The organism is Brevibacillus sp. MCWH, assembly GCF_013096935.1.
In the GTDB taxonomy this organism is placed as follows: domain Bacteria; phylum Bacillota; class Bacilli; order Brevibacillales; family Brevibacillaceae; genus Brevibacillus; species Brevibacillus aydinogluensis.
The window spans coordinates 111,440-133,367 of sequence record NZ_SDLF01000003.1; the positions used below are offsets into that span (position 1 = coordinate 111,440).

The 21,928-nt window shown below is 58.3% G+C and carries 19 protein-coding genes and 1 pseudogene; 17 read left to right on the forward strand and 3 right to left on the reverse strand.

The genetic code is table 11. From position 1 onward, the window contains the following. Positions 1–22 precede the first annotated feature (22 nt). The 5 genes from ETC00_RS03625 (at position 23) to ETC00_RS03645 (ending at position 3,675) form a co-directional block, all read left to right on the forward strand. Positions 23–1,030: a FecCD family ABC transporter permease gene (locus tag ETC00_RS03625; RefSeq protein WP_171564597.1), complete on the forward strand. Its 1,008-nt coding sequence runs from the start codon at positions 23–25 to the stop codon at positions 1,028–1,030. A gap of 4 nt (positions 1,031–1,034) precedes the next feature. Further along, complete coding sequence (locus ETC00_RS03630) at positions 1,035–2,045, forward strand: FecCD family ABC transporter permease (RefSeq protein WP_212132489.1); 1,011 nt, start codon at positions 1,035–1,037, stop codon at positions 2,043–2,045. Between the two features lie 12 nt (positions 2,046–2,057). Beyond that, positions 2,058–2,825, forward strand: coding sequence for an alpha/beta hydrolase (locus tag ETC00_RS03635; RefSeq protein WP_171564599.1), 768 nt, complete (start codon positions 2,058–2,060; stop codon positions 2,823–2,825). A gap of 15 nt (positions 2,826–2,840) precedes the next feature. Next, the gene (locus ETC00_RS03640; protein WP_171564600.1) at positions 2,841–3,176 is read left to right on the forward strand and encodes an antibiotic biosynthesis monooxygenase family protein; all 336 of its coding nucleotides are present in this window, start codon (positions 2,841–2,843) and stop codon (positions 3,174–3,176) included. Positions 3,177–3,258: 82 nt separating this feature from the next. Further along, positions 3,259–3,675, forward strand: coding sequence for a hypothetical protein (locus tag ETC00_RS03645; protein WP_171564601.1), 417 nt, complete (start codon positions 3,259–3,261; stop codon positions 3,673–3,675). A 142-nt stretch (positions 3,676–3,817) separates the two neighbouring features. Here the strand turns inward: ETC00_RS03645 and ETC00_RS03650 are convergent, their stop codons facing one another. Continuing rightward, the gene (locus ETC00_RS03650; RefSeq protein ID WP_171564743.1) at positions 3,818–4,471 is read right to left on the reverse strand and encodes a YcnI family copper-binding membrane protein; all 654 of its coding nucleotides are present in this window, start codon (positions 4,469–4,471) and stop codon (positions 3,818–3,820) included. A 2-nt stretch (positions 4,472–4,473) separates the two neighbouring features. Next, complete coding sequence (locus tag ETC00_RS03655) at positions 4,474–6,057, reverse strand: copper resistance CopC/CopD family protein (protein ID WP_171564602.1); 1,584 nt, start codon at positions 6,055–6,057, stop codon at positions 4,474–4,476. Between the two features lie 175 nt (positions 6,058–6,232). Between ETC00_RS03655 and ETC00_RS03660 the strand changes: the two are divergent. Both ETC00_RS03660 and ETC00_RS03665 read left to right on the forward strand, forming a co-directional pair. Continuing rightward, positions 6,233–6,796 (forward strand): annotated as a pseudogene (locus ETC00_RS03660) (LLM class flavin-dependent oxidoreductase); the annotation flags it as partial. Between the two features lie 107 nt (positions 6,797–6,903). Then, complete coding sequence (locus ETC00_RS03665) at positions 6,904–7,770, forward strand: DNA/RNA non-specific endonuclease (protein ID WP_171564603.1); 867 nt, start codon at positions 6,904–6,906, stop codon at positions 7,768–7,770. A gap of 107 nt (positions 7,771–7,877) precedes the next feature. Here ETC00_RS03665 and ETC00_RS03670 read toward each other — a convergent pair whose 3' ends face one another. After that, on the reverse strand, positions 7,878–9,413 hold the full coding sequence (locus ETC00_RS03670; protein ID WP_171564604.1) for an NAD(P)H-hydrate dehydratase: 1,536 nt from the start codon (positions 9,411–9,413) through the stop codon (positions 7,878–7,880). Positions 9,414–9,861: 448 nt separating this feature from the next. Between ETC00_RS03670 and ETC00_RS03675 the strand changes: the two genes are divergently transcribed. From ETC00_RS03675 to ETC00_RS03720, 10 genes are all read left to right on the forward strand, one after another. Then, positions 9,862–11,166: an MFS transporter gene (locus ETC00_RS03675; RefSeq protein WP_171564605.1), complete on the forward strand. Its 1,305-nt coding sequence runs from the start codon at positions 9,862–9,864 to the stop codon at positions 11,164–11,166. A 46-nt stretch (positions 11,167–11,212) separates the two neighbouring features. Beyond that, complete coding sequence (locus tag ETC00_RS03680) at positions 11,213–12,175, forward strand: 2-hydroxyacid dehydrogenase (RefSeq protein ID WP_171564606.1); 963 nt, start codon at positions 11,213–11,215, stop codon at positions 12,173–12,175. Positions 12,176–12,247: 72 nt separating this feature from the next. Continuing rightward, entirely contained in the window at positions 12,248–13,279 is a 1,032-nt protein-coding gene (locus tag ETC00_RS03685) for a TRAP transporter substrate-binding protein (protein ID WP_171564607.1), read from the forward strand. Between the two features lie 99 nt (positions 13,280–13,378). Continuing rightward, positions 13,379–13,870, forward strand: coding sequence for a TRAP transporter small permease (locus tag ETC00_RS03690; protein WP_171564744.1), 492 nt, complete (start codon positions 13,379–13,381; stop codon positions 13,868–13,870). Next, on the forward strand, positions 13,867–15,144 hold the full coding sequence (locus ETC00_RS03695) for a TRAP transporter large permease (protein ID WP_171564608.1): 1,278 nt from the start codon (positions 13,867–13,869) through the stop codon (positions 15,142–15,144). The genes ETC00_RS03690 and ETC00_RS03695 overlap by 4 nt, the downstream gene beginning before the upstream one ends. Positions 15,145–15,156: 12 nt before the next feature. Continuing rightward, positions 15,157–16,182 carry a C-terminal binding protein gene (locus ETC00_RS03700; RefSeq protein WP_171564609.1) on the forward strand — a complete coding sequence of 342 codons (1,026 nt, stop codon included), beginning with the start codon at positions 15,157–15,159 and terminating at the stop codon, positions 16,180–16,182. Between the two features lie 27 nt (positions 16,183–16,209). Beyond that, entirely contained in the window at positions 16,210–17,262 is a 1,053-nt protein-coding gene (locus ETC00_RS03705) for a TRAP transporter substrate-binding protein (protein ID WP_171564745.1), read from the forward strand. Positions 17,263–17,275: 13 nt separating this feature from the next. Beyond that, the gene (locus ETC00_RS03710) at positions 17,276–18,538 is read left to right on the forward strand and encodes a nickel pincer cofactor-dependent isomerase, group 22 (RefSeq protein ID WP_171564610.1); all 1,263 of its coding nucleotides are present in this window, start codon (positions 17,276–17,278) and stop codon (positions 18,536–18,538) included. Between the two features lie 15 nt (positions 18,539–18,553). Next, the gene (gene dgoD, locus ETC00_RS03715) at positions 18,554–19,702 is read left to right on the forward strand and encodes a galactonate dehydratase (RefSeq protein ID WP_171564611.1); all 1,149 of its coding nucleotides are present in this window, start codon (positions 18,554–18,556) and stop codon (positions 19,700–19,702) included. Positions 19,703–19,725: 23 nt separating this feature from the next. Further along, positions 19,726–21,921 (forward strand): dihydroxy-acid dehydratase domain-containing protein, encoded by a 2,196-nt coding sequence (locus ETC00_RS03720; RefSeq protein WP_171564612.1) that lies wholly within the window; start codon positions 19,726–19,728, stop codon positions 21,919–21,921. Positions 21,922–21,928 lie beyond the last annotated feature (7 nt).

Below are 21,928 nucleotides of genomic sequence, written 5' to 3' on the forward strand. Positions count from 1 at the left end.
TGAACAAGGCGTGTAAACGGACATGAGACGAAACTTTCCACTGCCGGCCCTGATTTTGGGGCTGTCACCGATTGCGATTGCAATCGTCATCCTGACATCCATTCTCTACGGCGCACGGAATATAGAGGCACACGTGGTGTGGGAGGCGTTCGTTCATTTTGACGCGGGCAACGTGAATCATCAGATTGTCATGCACTCGCGGCTGCCGAGAGCAATTGGCGCCATCCTGATCGGCGCATTCCTCGCCATGTCGGGCGCACTCATGCAGGGGATGACAAGGAATTACCTGGCGTCCCCTTCCATTATGGGCGTGACGGACGGTTCGGCGTTCGTCATCACTCTTTGCATGATCCTGCTGCCGGACGCTACGTCCCTGGACATGATCGCGTTTTCGCTGATCGGCTCGGCACTGGGGACGGGGATGGTATTCGGCATGGCCTCCCTGGTGCCAAACGGCATGTCACCGGTGCGCATGGCGATTATCGGCACTGTCATCGGAACGTTTCTGAGCAGCACATCGGCGGCACTTGCGAGTTATTTTCAAGTCTCGCAAAACGTCAGCTTCTGGTACAACGCCCGGCTGCACCAGATCGACCCCGGCATGATCAAGGTGGCCGTGCCCTTTGCCATCGTCGGAATCGTGACGGCCCTGCTCATCTCCCGCTCGATTACCGTGCTTAGTCTGGGCGACGAAACGGCCATCAGCCTGGGACAGCGGACCACCTTGATCAAGGCGGTCGCTACCGCCGCCGTCGTCATCCTGACCGGCATTTCCGTCGCGTTGGCCGGAAAAATCGGATTTGTGGGACTCATCATTCCACACGTGGCCCGATTTCTGGTCGGATTGGACTATCGCTGGATCGTCCCGTGCTCCGGCGTGCTTGGCGCTGTCTTTTTGGGACTTGCCGATGTCATGAGCCGATTCCTGAATGACCCCTTTGAGACGCCGGTCGGCGTTGTCTGTGCGCTCTTTGGCGTTCCTTTCTTCCTCTACCTGATCCGCACGAGAGGGGGGAAGAAACATGCGTAGGAGCATGGAACGGCGCTATTGGATGACGCTCGTCGCCGGCGCAGTCCTTTTGCTTGCTGTCGTCTATGTCAGCCTGACAAACGGCGTATTCAATCTGACCGTCACCGATGTGATCAAAACGTTGCTGCGCATCGATCCGGTGCACGAGCACGACATGGTCGTCTTCGAGTTTCGTCTGCCGCGCATTGTCATCGCCGCGTTTGTCGGCTTTGGTCTCGGGATCGCCGGAACCGTCGTTCAAGGGATTACGAAGAACGGGCTGGCCGATCCTGGCATTCTCGGCATCAATGCGGGAGCGGGATTTGCCGGCGTCCTGTTCATGCTTCTGTTTGAAGGAAAAATGATTGGAGCAAGCCTGCTTTCCATCATGGCGATGCCCATGTTTGGCCTGGCGGGCGGGTTGATGGCTGCCGGTTTCATCTACCTGTTCGCGTGGAGAAACGGCAGACTGGAACCGGGAACGCTGATCCTCGTCGGCATTGCCGTCGGTTCAGGGCTGTCCGCGGCGACGATTTATCTGTCGCTCAAGATGAATCCGCAGGATTACGAGATGGCGGCGGTGTGGTTGACAGGAAGCATCTGGAACGCCAACTGGAACTACGTGCTGTCCATGATTCCGTGGTTTCTTTTGCTCGTTCCGGTCGTTTTCCGCAAAGCGCCGATCCTGGACGTGCTTCAATTGGGAGAAGAGAGCGTGAAAGGTCTGGGCGTGCGAACGGAAAAAGAGAAAAGCGTGCTGTTGATCGCAAGCATCGGACTTGTCAGCGCGTGCGTTTCCGTATCCGGCAGTATCGGGTTTGTCGGACTGCTGTCTCCGCATATCGCCAAACGGCTGGTCGGCTTGCATCATCGGCGCGTGATGCCGATTAGCGGACTGGTCGGCATGCTGCTGGTCGTCATTTCCGATTTTATTGCCAAAACCGTCTTTTCCCCAGCCGAACTGCCGGTGGGAATCGTCATATCCATCGTGGGCGTGCCGTATTTCGTCTATTTGCTGTTCCGGGCAAAAATGTAGGAGGTAACCGCCGTGAAGGGCACAATCATCACTGATCATATCGGAGAGAGGGAACTTGCGATCTATCTGCCGCCCTCGTATCCGGACGGTGCTGCCTCGTTCCCGGTCGTCTACGTGCACGATGGCGGCGATTTGTTTGCAGAACAGGCGGATTCTTCTTTGCGTCCCGCTGCTTCTCTGCAGGAAATCGAGCGGAAGTTTGCCAGCGGAGAACTGGCCGAACTCATCATGGTCGGCATCGCACCGGTCGACCGGATTCATGAGTACACCCCCTGGTTTGCCAAGGCCTTGTCGGAGCGATTCGCTGACTTCGGCGGCAGAGGGGCGGAATACCTCGCGTTTATCGTCGAGCAGGTGAAACCGCATATCGACAGCAGGTACAAAACCAATCGCCGTCCCGATCAAACGGGAATCATCGGCAAATCGCTCGGGGGTCTCATCTCACTGTACGCCGCGTACCTGTACCCCGGTGTGTTCGGCAAAATTGGCTCCATTTCCGGTTCGTTCTGGTACGAAGGGTTTGCAGACTACATGCGCGAGCAAAAGATGGCGCAGACCGGGCTGAGACTCTATCTGGACGTAGGAAGTTTGGAAGGAGAAGGGAAGCAGACCGTGCAGCGGGAAATGGTCGCGCGCACAAAAGAAGCGTATGCCATACTGGCGGCCAGCGGGTTAAACGGGAAACAACTGCGGCTGCATGTGGAGGAGGGCGGACGGCACGAGCTTTCCTGCTTCCGCAGCCGATTCCCCCAAGCGCTGTCATGGCTGTTTCAGAAATAGAAGGGAGTGAGTGCTGTGTTCGTGGAAACCAAGAACCTGATCGTGAAAGAAGGCACCTCTGATCTGGTGGTCGAGCGGTTCAAAAGAGAAGGGGCCGTTGAAAAATCGGAAGGATTTATTGATCTGAGCGTGCTCGTCAAACGCAGCAAAAAAGGGGAAGAAGAAGTTATCATCATGATCCGCTGGGAATCCAGAGAGGCATGGAAAAAATGGGAGCTGAGCGAAGCCCATCTGGAAGGCCACAGGCAGGCGAGAGGCAAGCCGAAGCCGGATTATATCATCAGCTCCAGCCATCATCTTTACGATGTGAAAGCATTCAAGAGCGGCAGGAAACAGTCGGATCAACAGTGATAGGAAATATTTACCATACAGGATGCAGATGTTATCATAACATCATCTGCATCCTATTTTTTACAGATGAGGAGGGGGAAAAATGAGACGCGTTCCGCTCGCAGTCATGCTGACCCTTGCCGCGATACTGCTTTCATCATGTGCGGATAACTCCCCATCGCCAGATACAGAAAATACAGCACATGAAGCGGCAAGCTGGCCGTACCCATTTGTGGTTGTCGAAAACCGTGTGTATGTCATTAAAAATGATGAAAACAACGACGAGCTGGTAGCAAAAGAAAAGATCGGGGAACAAATTGGAATCGTGCAGGAGAAATACGAATATCCACGGGATGTAGAACCATCTTCACTTATCATTCACTCAAATTATCTGGAGGAAGGGACAAAGCTGTTCACGATCAAGGACGTTGATCCGAGTGTTCAGATTGCCTTTGAAAAAAGTGAGGGGGTATTCGTCAAGGCCACGGAGAAAAGTGCTGTTCCAAAAACGAACGAATAGCTGGCATGGGCGCTGCTCGCTCTCTTTACGACCGGCAGAGCAGTGGATCGGGTCCGCTCCAAAACGCGGCCCGGGCAGGGGGCAAACATCAGGTTATCCAAGATGTGAGACGTGTGCCCCCTGTTTCCCCCGCGTCTGCGTCCTACGCTTTTTTCCGGAAGAGGCTGATCACCGAGATCAGCAGCGCCAACCCGGAGAGCACCAGCGGCAGCGTGCTGCCGGTCGAAGAAGAACTGTTCTGTGCCGCCGGAGCCGCAGCCTGACCAGCTTCGTTGTTCCCTGAGTTCCCTGCTGCTTTATGCTCATCGGCATGGTCATCGGCGGTTTGGGCTGCTTCCTTAACCGCGACGGTAGGGGCCGGCGTGTCAGACCCTGCGGCACCTGTCCACTCGACGACCGTGCCATCGGCGTACGTCTGAGTTGCATTCCATATCAGCGTGCCCGGTTCGGCGGGGTTTTTGGCGGAGAGGCCGAACTCCATGAATTCATGCGGCTTGATCCCGTCGGCGGTGGCTGTCCAGGTAATCGCCTTGAACCGGCCGTCCGCGTCTTTTTCCCATTCGTAGGTCCAGCCGGGGGCCGGCAGAACCGTACCCACTTTTACACCCGCCGGGAATTCCAGCCGCACCTTGATAGTATTGCTGTCCTTTTCCACCGGGACGCGAACGGTATAGCGTTCATACGAGTTCGCGTTCGTTTCCTTCGGCCAGACCGTGACGTGGGCGCTAGCCGTTCCCGCGAAGGTCAGAAGCGCTCCGGCGACAGCGAGCGAGCTTGCCCATTTGTTCCAGTTCATCTTCATCGTGTTTCTCCTCCTCCTGGTATAAACAGCGTGTCGGTGAATGCTGCATGTGTCCCATCGTGGAAGGCGGCGTCAATCCGATAGGTCCACGTTCCGTACATGGAAAACGGAATGTCCGCCTGATAACGCCCCGTACCTGTCCGCTCAGCAGGGATGGGCTGCCTGTTTATCTCCGCATCCGGCTTGGATACCTGCACCTGGACTTGCCGCGGCTCGGTCATCGGTGCGGGGAACTCGATGGTCATGATCTGCGTGCCGGGTGCCACTCGCGGGATCTTGACCACCACTTGCGCGTCAGCGGCAGGAAAGGTTTTGGCGTAGGACGTCACCGGCAGGGGATAGGCCGACTGGCTCATCCAGACGCCGGCCAGCAGGGCCAGTGCACCCGCCCGCCACTCCCAGCGCAGCAGCGCGGGCGACGTCAGGCGGCCGTGCTTTCGCCACCGCAGGGTCTGCGCGATCGCAAGCGCCAGCATCACGCCGGTCAGCGCCAGCTTGAGGCCAAGCAGCACGCTCCACGTCTGCCCCTTCCACAAGACTGCCCAATCCGTTTGCTGGACGGTCAAGGCAGCGCCGGAGAGCAGGGCAGTGGCGGACGCGAGCAGCGCCAGCCGAACAAAGAACCGGCGGAGCGCCCCCCACTCGATCGCGTCACCGCTTTTCCTCGCCCGGCGCATCGCCAGGACCAGGCCGGTCAGCGCCCCCAGCCAGAGCGCCAGGCCGAACAGATGCAGGATTCGGAACGAGGCGGCCAGCCACACCGGCTGAATGCCCCACGCGTGCCCGCCAAAGGCCAGCGCTCCCACGGCCAGTGCCCACATGACCAGGTACCAGCCTTCCACCATGCCCGGGACGGCGGCGAGCAGCATGCACACAAGCTGCGCCCCGACCATCACGAGGAAGGGGGATTGTCCGAGGAGCGCCCACTGTCCTTTTGCAAACACCGATGTCAGAGCGTTCCCCGGCAGGGACGCCAGGTAGAGAAGCCCTTCGGCAATCAATCCGACGACGATGACGATCCACACCGCCAGCCGCCTGCCTCCGGTTGCGCGCATGTCTGCGGGCCAGCCGCGTCGTCGGCCGAGCCAGGAGATCCAGTGAAGGCCGGCTGCGATCAACAGCGTTCCTTCCACGACGTAGCGGATCACCGCCAGAATGCGGTCGAGCAGGGCGGAAGTTCCATCCGATACGGGGGCGATGGTTCCGGACGCGGAACGCCCGACGGAGAACGTGAAAGACCCGTTGACCGGATGACCGTCTTCGGAGACGACGGACCAGACTGCGGTGTACGTGCCATCGGGCAGTTTCGGCGGTTCAGCCCGCATCCGGGCGGCGTTGCCCGCTGTCAGATGGGGGCCTGTCAGCGCAATCGAACGGCCGTGTTCATCGTACAGCCTGAGATCGATCAGCCCTTCTTCCAACGGCTCGCTGAACTCCAGCGCAATCTCCCCGGGGCTGGCTTGCACGACTTGTCCGTCTTGGGGGATGGTAGCCAAGAGACTGGCATGGGCAAACACAGGGGGAGAGCCCGCGCAAAGCAGCATCAACAGGATAAACCAGCACACAACCATTCGTTTCATGAGATTCACCTGACTTGAAAGTGTGGTCACACCTTTTTTACCCTACCAAGAAAACAGACAGAGGAGAATGGCTCACTCGGGCTATTATGCAGGCATGGAAAATGGCATTTTCATGAACAAAACGTACAGGGACTGCATATGATTGACGCTGCCATGAGAGAGGGTGAGTTTCCCCAAAGCCGGCTTTGAATTCGCGCTGGTCCAGACTCGCTTTGTTGCCAGCTACGACGCGGAAAATCAGTTGGAAGCCATAACGCTTGTGTCCGCCCTTGCAGCAGTCATGCAAAAGATCAAACTCATTGCCGCTGTGCTGCCCGGATTATGGAACCGGGGGTGGTGGCCAAGATGATTTCCACGCTGGACCAGATCAGCCATGGCCGGGCAGCGGTCAATGTGGTCAGCGGGTGGTTCAAAGGCGAATTCCACGCGTTCGGCGAACCGTGGCTGGATCACGATGAACGGTACAGGCGTTCGGAAGAATTCATCTGCGTTCTCAAACAGATGTGGTCCGAAGAAGAGACCGTGTTTCGCGGCGATTTCTACCGGATTAACGGCGGTGCGCTTTGCCGGTCAGGCGTCGCCGGAACGGCAGGGGATGTGGGCGAATTTCGATTTTGTGAATCTCGTGCAGTACAATGACGGGTTCAAGACAGGACTCATCGGAACGGCGGAACAGGTGGCCGATCGGACAATCGAGATGAAAAAGATTGGCGTCGATCTTTACAAAACCTCCCTTCTTTCGTCAAAGGATTCGACAGACGGGCTGTCGAAATGTTGATGCAGGAAACGCAGCGCAGCAAATGCAGCCCGGATTTTTATCACGACGGAGAAAGGGAGGAATCGGGGATGGGCTATGATCCTGTTTTTCTGGGAGAACGGCACGAAGTTCCTCTGCCTGTGCTGCTGGGAAAAACGGCGGAAGACGCGTTGGAAAACGGGAGGGTGTACGACTTTACCCACTTCTCCATTGTGATGAACAAACGGCGAAAGTTTGCGGTTTATTCTGCTGCATGCGTGGATAAAAGCCGATTCGTCAACATACCGCGCACCAACCGGTTGTGGCATCTGGATGACCGCATCGGGGCAATGAATCAGGTCGGGCCGGAATACTATGCGCAAAATGACTATGACAAGGGGCATCTGACGCGCAGAAGAGACGTATGCTGGGGAGAGCGGCACGAAGCGGAAAAAGCCAACCGGGACTCGTTCTGCTATGCCAATATCGTCCTGCAGCACCACAACTTCAACACGGGGGTGTGGAACTGTCTGGAGGATTGGATTCTGAACCGTATGGAAAGCGAGAAAAAATTAATCGTGTATACCGGGCCGATTTTCAGGGAGGACGACGAAGAGTACTGCGGCGTGCGGGGCCAACCGGGCTGCCAGGTGAAAATTCCCTTCGGCTTCTGGAAAAGCGTGTTTTTCGTGGATGGGCAGCACCGGTTGAAAAGTTTGTCGTTTCTCATTCGCCAAAGTCCGGAGCGGTTCAACGACGCCTGTGAGTATCGGCGACTGCAGACGTATCAGGTGCCGCTGACCACCATTACCAGAGAAACGGAGCTGCTGTTCAAACACACGCTCTATGAGGCAAATCCCCTGTACTTCTGGCCGTACCGTCTGGCTGCCGCCGGCTGCTTGGTCACACCGGAGAGACATCTGATTACCCAACCAGCCGACATCATTATGGATCGGAAGAAATCAGTGACGGATTGAATAAAACCGGTCGTTTGTGGACTGTCCCCTGCTCTCGCAGGGGACGGTTTTTTGTCTTCCCGCCAAGGTTATCATCGACACGGTACAGGACGTCAAGATGTCATCCGCTACAATTCCTCAAGGATGTCCGTTGCAATCAGCGAATACCCCGACGGCCGCTTGGCTGCTGCGCGGTCACCGGCGGACCCGTGGAGCCAGACGGCGAGACATGCTGCGTGGTCGGCGGGAAGTCCTTGGGCGAGCAATCCGCCAATCATTCCGGCCAGGACATCGCCGGCGCCGCCGGTCGCCATTCCGGGGTTGCCGGTCGGGTTTATGTACACGCTGCCGTCCGGTGCAGCGACTACCGTACCGGCTCCTTTCAGCACCAGCGTCAGTCGGTGGCGACGGGCATAGGAGCGGGCCAGCTCGATCCGGTTCTGCTGTACCTCGCTTGTCGTCACGTTGGCAAGTCGGGCCATCTCGCCGGGGTGAGGGGTCAGGATGGTGGGGGTTTCGCGCTTCGGCCAGGATGAGAGGTCAGCGTCAGCCAGAATGTTCAAGGCGTCGGCATCCAGGACCAGCGGACTGTTCGTCTCCTCCCACAGCATGCGCAGCCAGTCCGCATCGCCGGGAAAGCGTCCCAGCCCCGGGCCAATGACAGTGACGCAGCGGCTGCGGACCAGTGCGATCAGCTTTGCCCGGGCTTCCGGCAGATTCCACTTCCCGGGAAGCCCGGCCAGCATCACTTCGGGTACATGTCCGATCAGCGCGGGGAGGAGTGCGTCGGGCATTACCCAGGTCACCAGCCCGCTGCCTGCACGAAGCGCTGCTTTGCTGCAGAGCAGCCCGGCCCCGCTCATCTCTCGGCTGCCTGCCACGACAAGCACGTGTCCGTAGGTTCCCTTGTGGGTGTCGGCTTGACGCGGCAATCGCGGATCCAGCCGGAACCGTTCGCGAAACAATTGTTCGCCGAGCAGGAAGGTTTGGATGCCGAATGTGTCGGCAAGTGACGGCCAGATACCGATGGGGCGTACGACGACCTCTCCCGCCTTGTCCAGGCCGCCTGTCTGAACCAGCCCCCGTTTGAGAAAAGCGAGGGCCACCGTGCGCACTGCCCGAATGCAGGGATCGTGGGGCACGCCGGTATCCGCGTCCAGACCGCTGGGAATGTCGGCGGAAATGATCGGCAGCCCGCTCGCGTTCGCTTCCCGGATCAGATCCGCGTAGGGGCCGCGCGGCGCGCCTTTGCTGCCCGTCCCCAACAGCGCGTCGACGATTCCGTCAAATGAGCGCCAATCAACAGGGGAAGTGCCGTACACGATGGAGGGTATCCCCAATCGCCGCGCGATTTCCTGCTGCCGCGCGGCTTCCCCTGTCAACTGTTCCGGCGATTGTGCAAAAAGGAGGGTGACGTCTACGCCGTTTTCCATCAGATGCCGCGCCGCCACCAGTCCGTCACCGCCGTTGTTCCCTTTTCCGACGAGGATCGCCCAGCGGGGGGGTCGTTTCCCTTTGTCAATCCCGTGAGTGCGGGAATACTCCTGAACGTCGCGGGCGATGGCGCTGCCCGCGTTTTCCATCAGTACGGCGGCAGGAATGCCGATAACGTCGATTACATGCCGGTCCATCTTTTGCATCTCTTCGGCGGTTACCACATACATGGATCGCGGACTCCTTTCCCAAAACGACTTCGTGTGACCTCATCATACCACAGGGAAGGGGATTTGATGGTCGATTTTGCCTGTGCGGCGGGTTCTCCTGCAATCGGACGTCAAGGCAAGATTAAATCAAAGGAGTGTGGATCATCCCCGGCGGAAATAGCTGAAGAAAAGGAAAAAAATTCATTGACAGCACCGTGCGAGGCCGATAGTATAAGTATTAACAGAAAATAAAGAATAGACTGAACTGAGAACATGGTTTTATATGATAAAACATGACTGATTCCGCCGCCTGTGCATGGCAAATTTTTTTCTTTGAAAGAATGACAGCGCTTTCCATCGTGCACTGACGGGTGTTTGTGGACATGATGCTGTGCCTGTGTTGTGCCGTTATTGTAAAACATGGTTTTATATTATAAAACAATAAATCCATTCCTGAGGAGGTTGTCCTATGCCATTCCTGTCGCCAAAAGCAGAACACTCCCTACAGGCCAGGCACAATGTTCGCTGGACGGTCGTGGTGTGGTTGTTGATCGGCGGAATCATCAATTACCTGGACAGGGCCAACTTGTCCATCGCCGCGCCGGAAATGATGAAGGAACTGGGGCTGAGCAAAACCGATATCGGGCTTCTGGGAACGGTGTTTTCCTGGTCGTACGCGCTGATGCAGCTTCCTTCGGGATGGCTGGTTGACCGCTTTGGAGCCAAAAAGGTGTATTCCATCGCCGTGATCTGGTGGAGTCTCGCAACGATGATGACAGGTGCCGTGAGCAAACTGTCTTCCCTGATCGGTACCCGCCTGCTGCTCGGCATCGGAGAAGCTCCCTGTTTCCCGACGGCGGCCAAGATCACGTCGTACTGGTTTCCGAAAAAAGAACGCGGCCTGGCTACAGGGATTTGGGACTCCTCGTCCAAATGGGGTCCGGCGATTGCGCCGCCAATCCTCGTGTTCCTGCTGATCAGCTTCGGCTGGAGGGCGCTGTTTTACATCACAGGCTTGCTCGGCATCGTGTTTGTGATCTTCTTCCTCATCTTCTACAAAAATCCGGAGAACAGCCGCAAACTGTCCCCCGAAGAACGTGCCTATATTCAGTCCGACGGAGCCGGAACCGAGCAGGGCATTCAGCAGTCCGGCATCAAATGGCGCACCCTGTTTACATACCGAAGCGTATGGGGGATGATTCTCGGCTTTTTCTGCACCATCTGGATCTGGAACATCTTTCTCATTTTCCTCCCTCTCTATCTGGTAGAAGTTCACCACATCTCACTGACGGAGCTGGGGATATACGCCAGCATTCCATGGATCGGCGGAATCTTCGGCAATATCTTCGGCGGGTATCTGACGAAAAAACTGGCGGACAAGGGAATCGCCGAGCCGATGCACGCCAAACGGATGCTGATCGGCATTTGCGCCCTGGCTGCCGCCGCCGTCGTCGTGATCATTCCATTCGTACACGGCATTGGGACAACGATTACGCTGATGACATTGGCTGTCTGCTTTATCTCGGCGATTACCGGCAGTGCGTGGGCGCTTGCCGGAGATATCGCTCCCCCGTCAATGGTGGCGTCGGTCGGTTCGATTCAAAACTTTGGCGGTTATTTTGGCGGCGCGTTCTCCCCGGTTGTTGCCGGAATGATCGTTGATACGACCGGTTCATATGCGCTCGCCTTTATATCGGGAGGCGTGATCGCCGGATGCGCAGCATTGTGTTACTGGTTGCTTGTCAAAAAACCGATTGGGGAAAAGCAGGCCTGATCGATCGTTTGCATACATCTGCATACATCGCGTGAGGAGGATGGATATGAAGCCGCATGTGTATGTAACTGTGCCGATTCCGGCGCAAGTGGAAGCGTATCTGGCGGAGCACTGCGAATACCGCAAGTGGGAGGGAGAGGCCCCGATTTCCCGCGAGGAGCTGCTGCGGGAGATTGCCGATGCGGAAGGGTTGCTGACAGTCGGCGGGCGGATCGACAGCGAACTGTTGGACCATGCGCCCAGGCTGAAAGTCGTCAGCAATATCTCCGTCGGCTACAACAATTTTGACCTGGCAGCGATGAAACGGCGCGGCGTGATGGGGACAAATACGCCGCATGTACTGGACGAGACGGTGGCAGATCTGGCGTTTGCGCTGATCCTGTCCGCTGCCCGCCGCATCCCCGAGCTGGACCGGCTCGTCAAGGACGGCAAATGGGAGAGGAAGCACGACGAGTGGCTCTTTGGGCTGGATGTGCACGGCAAAACGCTGGGCATCATCGGCCTGGGCCGGATCGGCGAAGCGATCGCCAGGCGGGCTGTACACGGCTTTCGCATGAATGTGCTGTACCACAATCGCCGCCGTAAACCGGAAGCGGAGCAAACGCTGGGGATCACCTACTGTTCCTTGGAAGACCTACTGCGGCAGTCCGATTTCGTCCTGCTGATGGTCCCGCTGACCGAGCAGACGAGGCGCATGATGGGCCGCGAACAGTTTGCGCTGATGAAACCGACCGCGATTTTCATCAACACGTCGCGCGGTGGGACGGTAGACGAGGCCGCCCTGATCGAAGCATTGCAGGAGAAACGGATCTGGGGTGCAGGACTCGACGTCTTTGAAGAAGAGCCGACGCCGCCTGACAATCCGCTGCTGCGCATGCCCAATGTCGTAACGCTGCCGCATATTGGCTCGGCTACACGCGAGACGCGGTTGGCCATGGCAAAGCTGGCGGCGCAAAATCTCGTTGCCGCACTGCTCGGGAAACGGCCGCCCAATCTCGTCACCGAATGAAGGAGTGGCTGCGAGCATGAAATAAAACTTGGTTTTGTCATATCAAACAAGCGATGCTAGGTGGGATGTCAAGTGAAAAAACGTCTGTTGACCCTGTCCATCGCGGCGGCGGTGCTGCTCTCCGGCTGCGGAGCGCAGCAAACGACAGGCAGCGGTTCGCCGGGGGCAGGGAGCGGTGCCAAGACGCACACGTTGAAAGTGGCCAACTACTTCGCGACCGACCATCCGCAGAACGTGGCCCTGCGCGAAAAGTTCAAACCGATGGTGGAAGAAATGTCGGGCGGCACGCTGAAGGTGCAAATCTTCGACAACAGCCAGCTGGGGGCGGAGAAGGAATTTTACGACGGGGTGCGCAACGGCACCATCGAAATGGGAATCCCGGGCTTGATCATGCAGGCGGACATTCCCAAGCTGGCTGTGGGTGAGTGGCCGTTTTTGTTCAAGGATTTTGCCCATGCCAAAGCGGTCTTTACCGGCCCGATCGGCGAAGAGCTGACAGAAGAACTGGAGAGCAAACACGGCGTGCATCCGCTGGCGTGGAGCGCCAACGGTTTTCGGATGTTCTCCAGCAACCGGCCGATCAGCAAGCTGGATGATTTCAAAGGACTGCGTCTGCGCATGCCCAACATCCCCAACTACATTCGGCTGGGCCAACTGCTGGGGGCCAATGTGACGCCGATGCCCATCTCCGAAGTGTTTACGGCGCTGGAACAACGTGTAGTAGACGGACAGGACAACCCGATCGCCACCCTGAGAGCCTCAGGCTGGTACGAAGTTCAGTCGGATGTGCTGGAGTCCCGCCACATGTTCAGCCCCAACCTGTACATCATCAACGCGAAATTGTGGAACGAGCTGACGCCCGAGCAGCGGCAGATCATCGAGCAGGCCGCAAAAGCGTCGGCCGACTACGAGTGGGAGCTGATGGAAAAGAGCTACGAAGCGGACAAAGCCTTTCTCCAGGAACACGGCATCCGCTTCACGACGCCTGACGATTCGTTCCGGCAGGCGATGGAAGCCGCGGCTCAGCCGCTCTATGACGAAATCTATCAGACGTATCCGTGGGCAAAGGAAATGGTAGAAAAAATCAAGGCTGCGGCCAAGTAGGGCGGGCAGGCTGACAAGAGAGGGGGAGGTTTTGTGGAAAATGTCCTGCACTTCTTGAATCGGGTGCTGAATGGCGTCACTGCGGTTTCGCTGGCAGTGATGGCCATTCTCGTATTCGGCAACGTCGTGCTGCGGTATGTCTTTAATTCGGGCATTACCTGGTCCGAAGAAATGTCGCGCTTCCTGTTTGTCTGGATGACGTTTTTGGGGGCCATCAGTGCGTTGAAAGACAATGAACACTTAGGAGTAGACATATTCGTCAAGAAGCTGTCGCCCCGGATGAAAAAAGCGGTGTTTGTGCTGACCAACGGGATCCTGCTCTACGTGCTGTGGCTGGTATTGGACGGCAGTTGGAAAATGACGCTGATCAACATGGACAGTATGGCACCGGCGACGGGATTGCCGCTCGCGTGTGTGTACGGCATCGGGATTGTCACGAGCATCTCAATGGCGGCCATCATCGTGTGCAATCTGTACCGGGTGCTGTTTGGCAAGCGTTCCGTCGAAGAATTTATCCGCGCGCGGGAATCGGAAGAGGAGCTGTTGGTGTCGGGTCAACAGCAGGTGATGTCGGAGGTGTCTGGTAAATGACGCTGAGCGTGTTTCTCGGGTCACTGCTGGGAGTGATGGCACTGGGGATGCCGATTGCGTTTGCCCTGCTGTTCAGCGGCGTCGCCCTGATGATTTACCTCGACATCTTCGACAGCCAAATCATCGCGCAAAACCTGATCAACGGTGCGGACAACTTTCCGCTGATGGCGATTCCGTTTTTCATCCTCGCCGGAGAACTGATGAACGCCGGGGGCATCTCCAAGCGCATCATCCAGTTTGCGCTGGCGCTCGTCGGGCACATCCGCGGCGGATTGGGCTATGTGGCGATCCTGGCAAGCATCATGTTTGCCGGGCTGTCCGGGTCCGCCGTGGCTGACACGGCCGCACTCGGCGCGATCCTGATCCCGATGATGGTGCAGGCGGGGTACGACCGCAACCGCTCCACCGGGTTGATCGCCGCCGGCGGGATTATCGCCCCTGTCATCCCGCCCAGCATTCCGATGATCATCTTTGGCGTGACCAGCGGCCTCTCCATTACAAAACTGTTCATGGCGGGCATTGTGCCGGGACTGCTCATCGGGGTCGGCTTGATGATCACCTGGTGGGTGATCGCCAGAAATGGCCGGTTTGAGACATACCCGCGCCGGTCGCTAAGAGAAATCCTGGCCGCGGCCAAAGGGGCAATCTGGGCACTCCTGCTGCCGGTGATCATCGTCGGGGGGCTTCGCGGTGGTGTGTTTACACCGACGGAAGCCGCGGTTGTCGCCGCTTTTTACGCCCTGCTCGTCGGCTTGGTCTTTTACCGGGAGTTGAAGCTGTCCCAACTGTACGACATTCTGGTATCCGCCGCCAAGACGACCAGCGTCGTGATGTTTCTCGCCGCAGCGGCGATGGTGTCCGCCTGGTTGATCACGGTCGCCAATATCCCGGCAGCGCTGACCGACTTCCTGGGACCGCTGGTTGACAATCCGCTGCTCCTGCTGATTGTGATCAACGCGGTGGTTCTGCTGGTCGGCACAGCCATGGATCTGACCCCGACCATTTTGATTTTGACGCCGGTGCTGATGCCTGTGATCGAACAGGCCGGGATTGATCCGATCTACTTTGGCGTCCTGTTTATCCTGAACAGTTGCATCGGCCTGCTGACCCCTCCCGTCGGCACCGTGCTCAATGTCGCCTGCGGCGTCGGGAAGATCGGCATCGAAGACATCATGAAAGGCGTCTGGCCGTTTTTGCTGGTCGAGGTCATGATTCTCGTCCTGTTGATTCTGTTCCCTGCACTGGTGACGGTTCCATTAGAGTGGTTGACGTAAGGAGGAGCGAACATGCAAAAGTGGAAAGTCGTCGTGACCGATTGGGAGTACAGCGATTTGCGGTATGAAGAAAGCGTGCTGGACAGCGAGCGGTTCGAGCTGGTGCCGGCGCAATGCCGCACGGAGGAAGAGGTGATCGCGGCATGCCGCGATGCCGACGCGCTGATCAACCAGTACGCGCCGATTACGAGCAAGGTGATCGACAGCCTGCAGAAATGCCGGGTGATCACCCGGTACGGCGTAGGGGTCAATACGATTGATCTCGAGGCGGCGACAGACAGCGGGATTTGTGTCGCCAACGTGCCCGATTACTGCATGGACGAAGTGTCCGATCACGCCCTTGCCTTGCTGCTCGCCTGGACGCGCAAGGTGGTTGTCGCCAATTCGCATGTAAAAAGCGGCGTCTGGGATTACAAAGTGACGCAGCCGATCAACCGCCTGCGCGGCAAAGTGCTCGGCTTGATCGGGTTCGGAAAGATTCCGCAGGCGCTGGCGGAGAAAGTGAAGCCGCTCGGGCTGCGCGTGATCGCCCACGATCCGTATGTGCCGCAAACGCTGGCGCAGGCAAAGGGGGTGCAGCTCGTCTCCCTTGATGAGCTGTGCCGGCTGGCCGACTTCATCTCCGTCCATGCTCCGCTGACCAAAGAGACGAAAGGCATGGTGGGCAGCGAGCAGTTTGCCGCGATGAAACCGCACGCGGTCGTGATCAACACGTCGCGCGGGCCGGTCATTGACGAACGCGCGCTAATCGACGCCCTGCGCACAGGCCGGATTGCCGGAGCGGCACTTGACGTGGTCGAGCGGGAGCCGATCTCCCCGGACAATCCCCTGCTGACGATGGAACAGGTGATTCTCACCCCGCATGTCGCCTGGTATTCTGAGGAATCTGCCGCGGAAATGAGGACGAAGGCGGCGATGGGGGTCGTCGATGTTCTGCTGTATGGAAAATATCCGCAATACCTGGTCAACACGCAGGTAAAAGAGAAGGTCCGCTTGAACGAACACGGTCTGGCGAACCGCGATGCGGTTGAAGCGTAAGCGATGGATCAAATGGAAAGGGGAGAAATGGGCATGAAATCATGGATGAAACACGGGATTATCAGCTGTGTCGTGCCGGCGCTGCTGCTGTTGGCCGGGTGCGGCGGCGGCAGCACCGCCTCTTCTGGATCACCGGCGGCCGGCGGGATTCAGGAGCGGACGATCAAGGCGGGAATTGGATTGAACCAGGAACATCCCGAAGGAAAAGGATTGAAAAAATTCGCCGAGCTTGTCAGCCAGAAAAGCGGCGGAAAGCTGAAGGTGCAGCCCTTTTACGATGCCCAGCTCGGCGACGACAAAAAAATGACCGAGGCGCTGCAGGGCGGACTGCAGGAGATTACGATTCCATCCACGTCGCCGCTGGTAGGCATGATCAAGGAATTCGGGATTTTTGACTTTCCGTTTGTGTTTCAAGACGAAAAGGAAGCGGACGCGGTGCTGGACGGTCCGCTCGGCCAAAAACTGCTGGAGAAACTGCCGGAACACAACCTGATCGGCTTGGGCTATTGGGAAAACGGGTTTCGCCACCTGACCAACAGCAAGCATCCGGTAAGGATAGCAGAAGACTTCAAGGGTCTGAAGATTCGCACGATGCAAAACCAGGTTCACCTCGAAGCGTTCCAGGCGCTGGGCGCCAACCCCACCCCGATGGCGTTCTCGGAAGTATTCAGCGCACTGGAGAGCAAAACCGTGGACGGTCAGGAAAATCCGCTGGCGACCATCAAGACGAGCAAATACGACGAAGTGCAGCGGTACCTGAGCCTGACGAAGCACGTCTATACGCCGTTTGTTTTCCTGGTGAGCAAGAAGTTCTGGGATAAGCTGTCCCCGGAAGAGCAGCAGATTTTGAGGGAAGCGGCCGTCGAAGCCGGCACCTACCAGCGCGAGGTGAACCGGGAGGAAAACCGAAAAGCGTTGGAAGAGCTAAAGAATCTCGGGATGGAGGTCAATGAGGTGTCCGATGAAGAACGGGCCAACATGCAGGCGATCATCAAGCCGGTGATCGACAAGTTCGCCAAGGAATTTGGCGAGGATCTCGTCAAGGAGATGTACGACCAGGTGGAAAAGGCGAGACAGTAAAGGAGGAACGGCCATGGGCATCTTGGAAGAACTGCTCCGCGACATCCCCCTTCCCCGGATGGTCAAGGTTCGGCAGCACTTTCACGCGCCGGAGATTGACGATGTGGCGTCTGCGGTTCGCCGGGCGATCACGGAAGCGGGTGTGCTGCGGCGAATCGCGCCGGGGGATCGGGTGGCCATTGCCGTGGGCAGCAGAGGCGTGGCAGACATCCCCACGATCGTCAGGGAGGTGGTGAGGGCGATCGCGTCAGTCGGCGGGCAGCCGTTTCTCGTCCCGGCGATGGGCAGCCACGGGGGAGCGACGGCGGCAGGACAGCGGGAGGTATTGGAATCCCTCGGCGTCACGGAAGCATTTGTCGGGGCTCCGATCATCTCCAGCATGGATGTGGTGGAAGTAGGCAGACTGCCCAACGGCCTGCCGGTCTACACTGACAAGCATGCGTATCACGCGGACAAGATTGTGGTGATCAACCGGATCAAGCCGCACACGGCGTTTCGCGGTCCAGTGGAGAGCGGTTTGCTGAAAATGATCACGATTGGTCTTGGCAAGCAAAAGGGAGCGGAGGCCGCGCACGCCTACAGCTTCAAGTACATGGCCGAGCACGTGCTGGAGATGGCCAAAATGGTGATCGCCAAAGCGCCGATCGTCTTCGGCGTCGGCACGATTGAGAACGCCTATGACCGTCCGGCGAAAATCGTGGCCATCCCGGCGGAAAAGCTGGTGGATGAGGAACCAAAGCTGCTGCTGGAGGCAAAGGCGCTGATGCCGAAAATTGCCTTCTCGCCGCTGGATGTGCTGGTGGTAGACGAGATCGGCAAAGACATTTCCGGGGACGGAATGGACCCGAACATCACCGGCCGGTATGCCACGCCATATGCCAGCGGCGGCGTGGAGGCGGCACGCACGGTCGTGCTCCGTCTGACCGAAAAAACGCACGGCAACGCCAACGGAATCGGATTGGCCGACATCACCACGCGGGCCGTGTTTGAGGCGATCGATTGGGAAAAAGGGTACGCCAACGCCTTGACCAGCACCGTTGTGGGGACGGTCAAACTGCCGATGTTTCTCGATACCGGCGAGCTGGCAGTCAAAGCGGCGATCAAAACGTGCAACGCTTTTGACCTGACCCGTGTCCGGCTCGTCCGCATCAAAAACACGCTGCATTTACAGGACATCTGGATTTCCGAAAGTCTGCTGCACGAGGCGGAGCAGCGGGACGATATCGAGGTCGTAAGCGAGCCGCTGCCGATGGACTTTTCGGCCGATTATCCGTGAAAGCAGGTGAACAGATTGAAGATCACGGCCTTCAAGCTGTATCGGGTGGAACCCCGATGGCTGTTTCTAAAGGTGGAAACCGACGAAGGCATCGTTGGCTGGGGAGAGCCAATTGTCGAAGGCAGGGCGGGTACGGTGGAAGCGTGCGTCCGCGAGCTGAGCGACTACCTGATCGGCCAATCGCCGCTGCGGATCGAAGACCATTGGCAGACGCTGTACCGGGGCGGCTTTTATCGCGGCGGTCCGATCCTGACCAGCGCCATCTCCGGGATCGAGCAGGCGCTGTGGGACATCGCCGGCAAGTACTACAACATGCCCGTCTATCAAATGCTCGGTGGAGCCGCGCGTGACAAGGTACGCGTCTACTCGTGGATCGGCGGAGACCGCCCCCGCGACGTGGCAGCGGCGGCAAAGGAAAAAGTGGAGGCGGGTTATACCGCAGTCAAGATGAACGCCACCGAGGAAATGAACTACATCGACTCGCATGCCAAGGTGGAGGCGGTGGTTGACCGCATCGCCGCTGTGCGGGAAGCAGTCGGTAAGGACGTGGGCATCGGCATTGACTTTCACGGCCGCGTCCACAAGGCGATGGCGAAAGTGCTGGCCAAGGAACTGGAGCCGTACCGTCCGATGTTTTTGGAGGAACCGGTGCTGCCGGAAAACAATGAAGCACTTCGCGAAATCGCCCGCCACACCACCATTCCGATCGCCACAGGCGAACGTCAATACACCCGCTGGGGATTCAAGCAGCTTCTCATGGACGGCTGCGTGGACATCATTCAACCCGATCTGTCCCACGCCGGCGGCATTCTTGAGGTGAAAAAGATCGCCGCGATGGCGGAAGCGTTTGACGTAGCCGTCGCGCCGCACTGCCCGCTCGGTCCCATCGCGCTGGCCTCTTCGCTGCAGGTGGACGCGTGTACCCCAAATGCCGTCATTCAGGAGCAAAGCCTGGGCATCCACTACAACCAAGGCAGCGATCTGCTCGATTATCTGCTCGATCCGAGCGTGTTTACGTACAAGGACGGCTATGTGGAAATTCCGCGCGGCCCCGGTTTGGGGATCGACATCAACGAAGAAAAGGTGGAAGAGGCGGCGCGCAGGGGGCACAACTGGAAAAACCCGGTGTGGCGTCATGAGGACGGCAGTGTGGCCGAATGGTAGAACGATTGGAAGGAGGATATTCCATGTCGCGTCGATTTCCGCCGATCAATAATCAAACCAACCCGTATCGGGACAATGTGCAAGGCAAAGCGAACGAGCCGATTTGCGTTGCGGGACTGCTCGACAGTTCAAAACAGATACTCGGTTCCGCCTACGACGGTCCGGCGCCGGACTGGACGTTGGAAGAAATCTACAACCGGCTGGAGGAAAACGCCCCCCGCATCGCGATTATCGGCGGTTCGCCCGATCACCCGGCTCATATCCTGGATCGGGTGACGATCGCCCGTGCCGCCATCCGCATCTGGCAGAATGGCGGCGTGCCGTTTGCCTTTTCCACGCCGGTGATGTGCGACGGCACCGCGCAGAGCAATCAAGGCATGAGCTATTCGCTGCAAAGCCGCAACGCGGTTGCCCAGATGGTGGTCAACCAGATCGAGGCGCACAGTTACCATGGGGCGTTCGTCATCCAGGGCTGTGATAAACAGCCGCTTGGCGTGGTCAGTGCGCTGGCCCATCTCGACCGGATTCGCCGGTACCGCGGCGAGGCGCCGTTCTTTGCCACTTTTGCTCCTGCCCACGTCCTGAAAGGGGGGACGATCCCGGCCGAGCTGTATGCCGAATTGGAGCAGGTGGCCGCGGCGGCGGAAGAGCGGGGAGCGTCCGACATCGCGCACGATTTGCGCGATGCGATGGCCTACATTTTGCAGTGTTCCTCCAACACCGCGTTTCAGGGCGTGCTGGAACGCGCGGTGGACAGGGGGATCATCAGCAAGGCGGCGCACAAGGAGTACGAAAAGCGGCTGGCTGTGGCCACGTGTGACGCAAACGGCGGGGTCTGCGCCTTCAACGGCACGGGCAACAGTTCCCGCCATCTTGTCGCCGGCCTGGGATTGGTTCATCCGGCCGTGGAGCTGTTGACTGCTCCGCCCAGTCAGGAGCAGGTGAACCAGGCCGTGGACAGCCTTGCCCTGATGATCAACGATCCGGTGTTTGGCGTGGCCAATGTGATGGCAGCCAACATCAAAAACGCGATCCGCATACACAGCGCGTCGGGCGGATCAACCAACCTGATGATGCACCTGGTAGCGGCCATGTTGTATGGCGGCTACAGGTTCAGCCTGTGGGATCTGGACCGGATTCACCACGAATACCCTGTTCCCGACCTGTTTGATTACAGTCTGACGCAGGGACGCGACATTTACGCGCTGGCGGTGCAGTGCTGCAGCGGCAGTATCCGCGGGATGGAGACGCTGTTTTACGAGCTGATGCAAAACGGCGTGCCGATGGATGTGGACGCGCCTACGGTAACGGGAACGACGTGGCGTGAACGGTTGGCTGACCAGGCGCGCCTGCCTGCAGACCGCGTCAAGGACAATCCGATCATTCTCTCCCGGCCGCGCCGGCCGTTCAGCGGGGTGGATGTGCTCACCGGCAACTTTTTTGAATCAGCCGTCGTGAAAATCAGCGGCATGACGACGGCCCAACTTGACGAGTTTGACAAGAAAGTGGCCTTTGTCCTCTATTACGAAAACGAGGATGACGCCAACCGCAATTTGCTGGATTCACATTTGCTGGATACGGTGAAGCGAATGAAATGCTTCGCGGAGGAAAACCTGCGGGCCGTGCTCCGCCACAATGCGCCTCACCGTCTGGAAGATTGGCAGACGCTCGACTACGATGCGCTGTTTGACCGAATGGTGGAGGATGGGGTGCTGAAAATCGCCGTCGTTATCTCCGGGCAGGGGCCGGTCGCGTTCGGGATGCCCGAGATGTTTACGCCGATGCAGCACATCAACGCCAACCGCAGCCTGAAACGACTGGCCACGCTCATCAGCGACGGACGCTATTCCGGCGTCACCTACGGAGCGGCGATCGGGCACATGACTCCGGAAGCCAGTCTGGGCGGAGGCATCCTCTACCTGAAGACGGGCGATCTCCTGTACCTGAATCTGCGTGAGCGGCAGATCCAGTTTGTCAATCAAGCCGCTTTTCAAAGCGGCAAGCTCCAGTTTTCCTTTGAGCAGGTCAAAGCGGAGCGGGCGGCCCTGGCGGACAGGCGGCTTGCCACCATCCGGACGCGGCAAAGACAGGTGGCGGCCAGCAACCGCATGACGGGACACACCGATGCGGCACACGGCGTGGTTCCGCTCAGCGTATTCGAGGAAGCCGTGCTCGACTACACTACAGACGTCGTCTATGGATTGCAGAAGAGATCGTAGGGAAAGG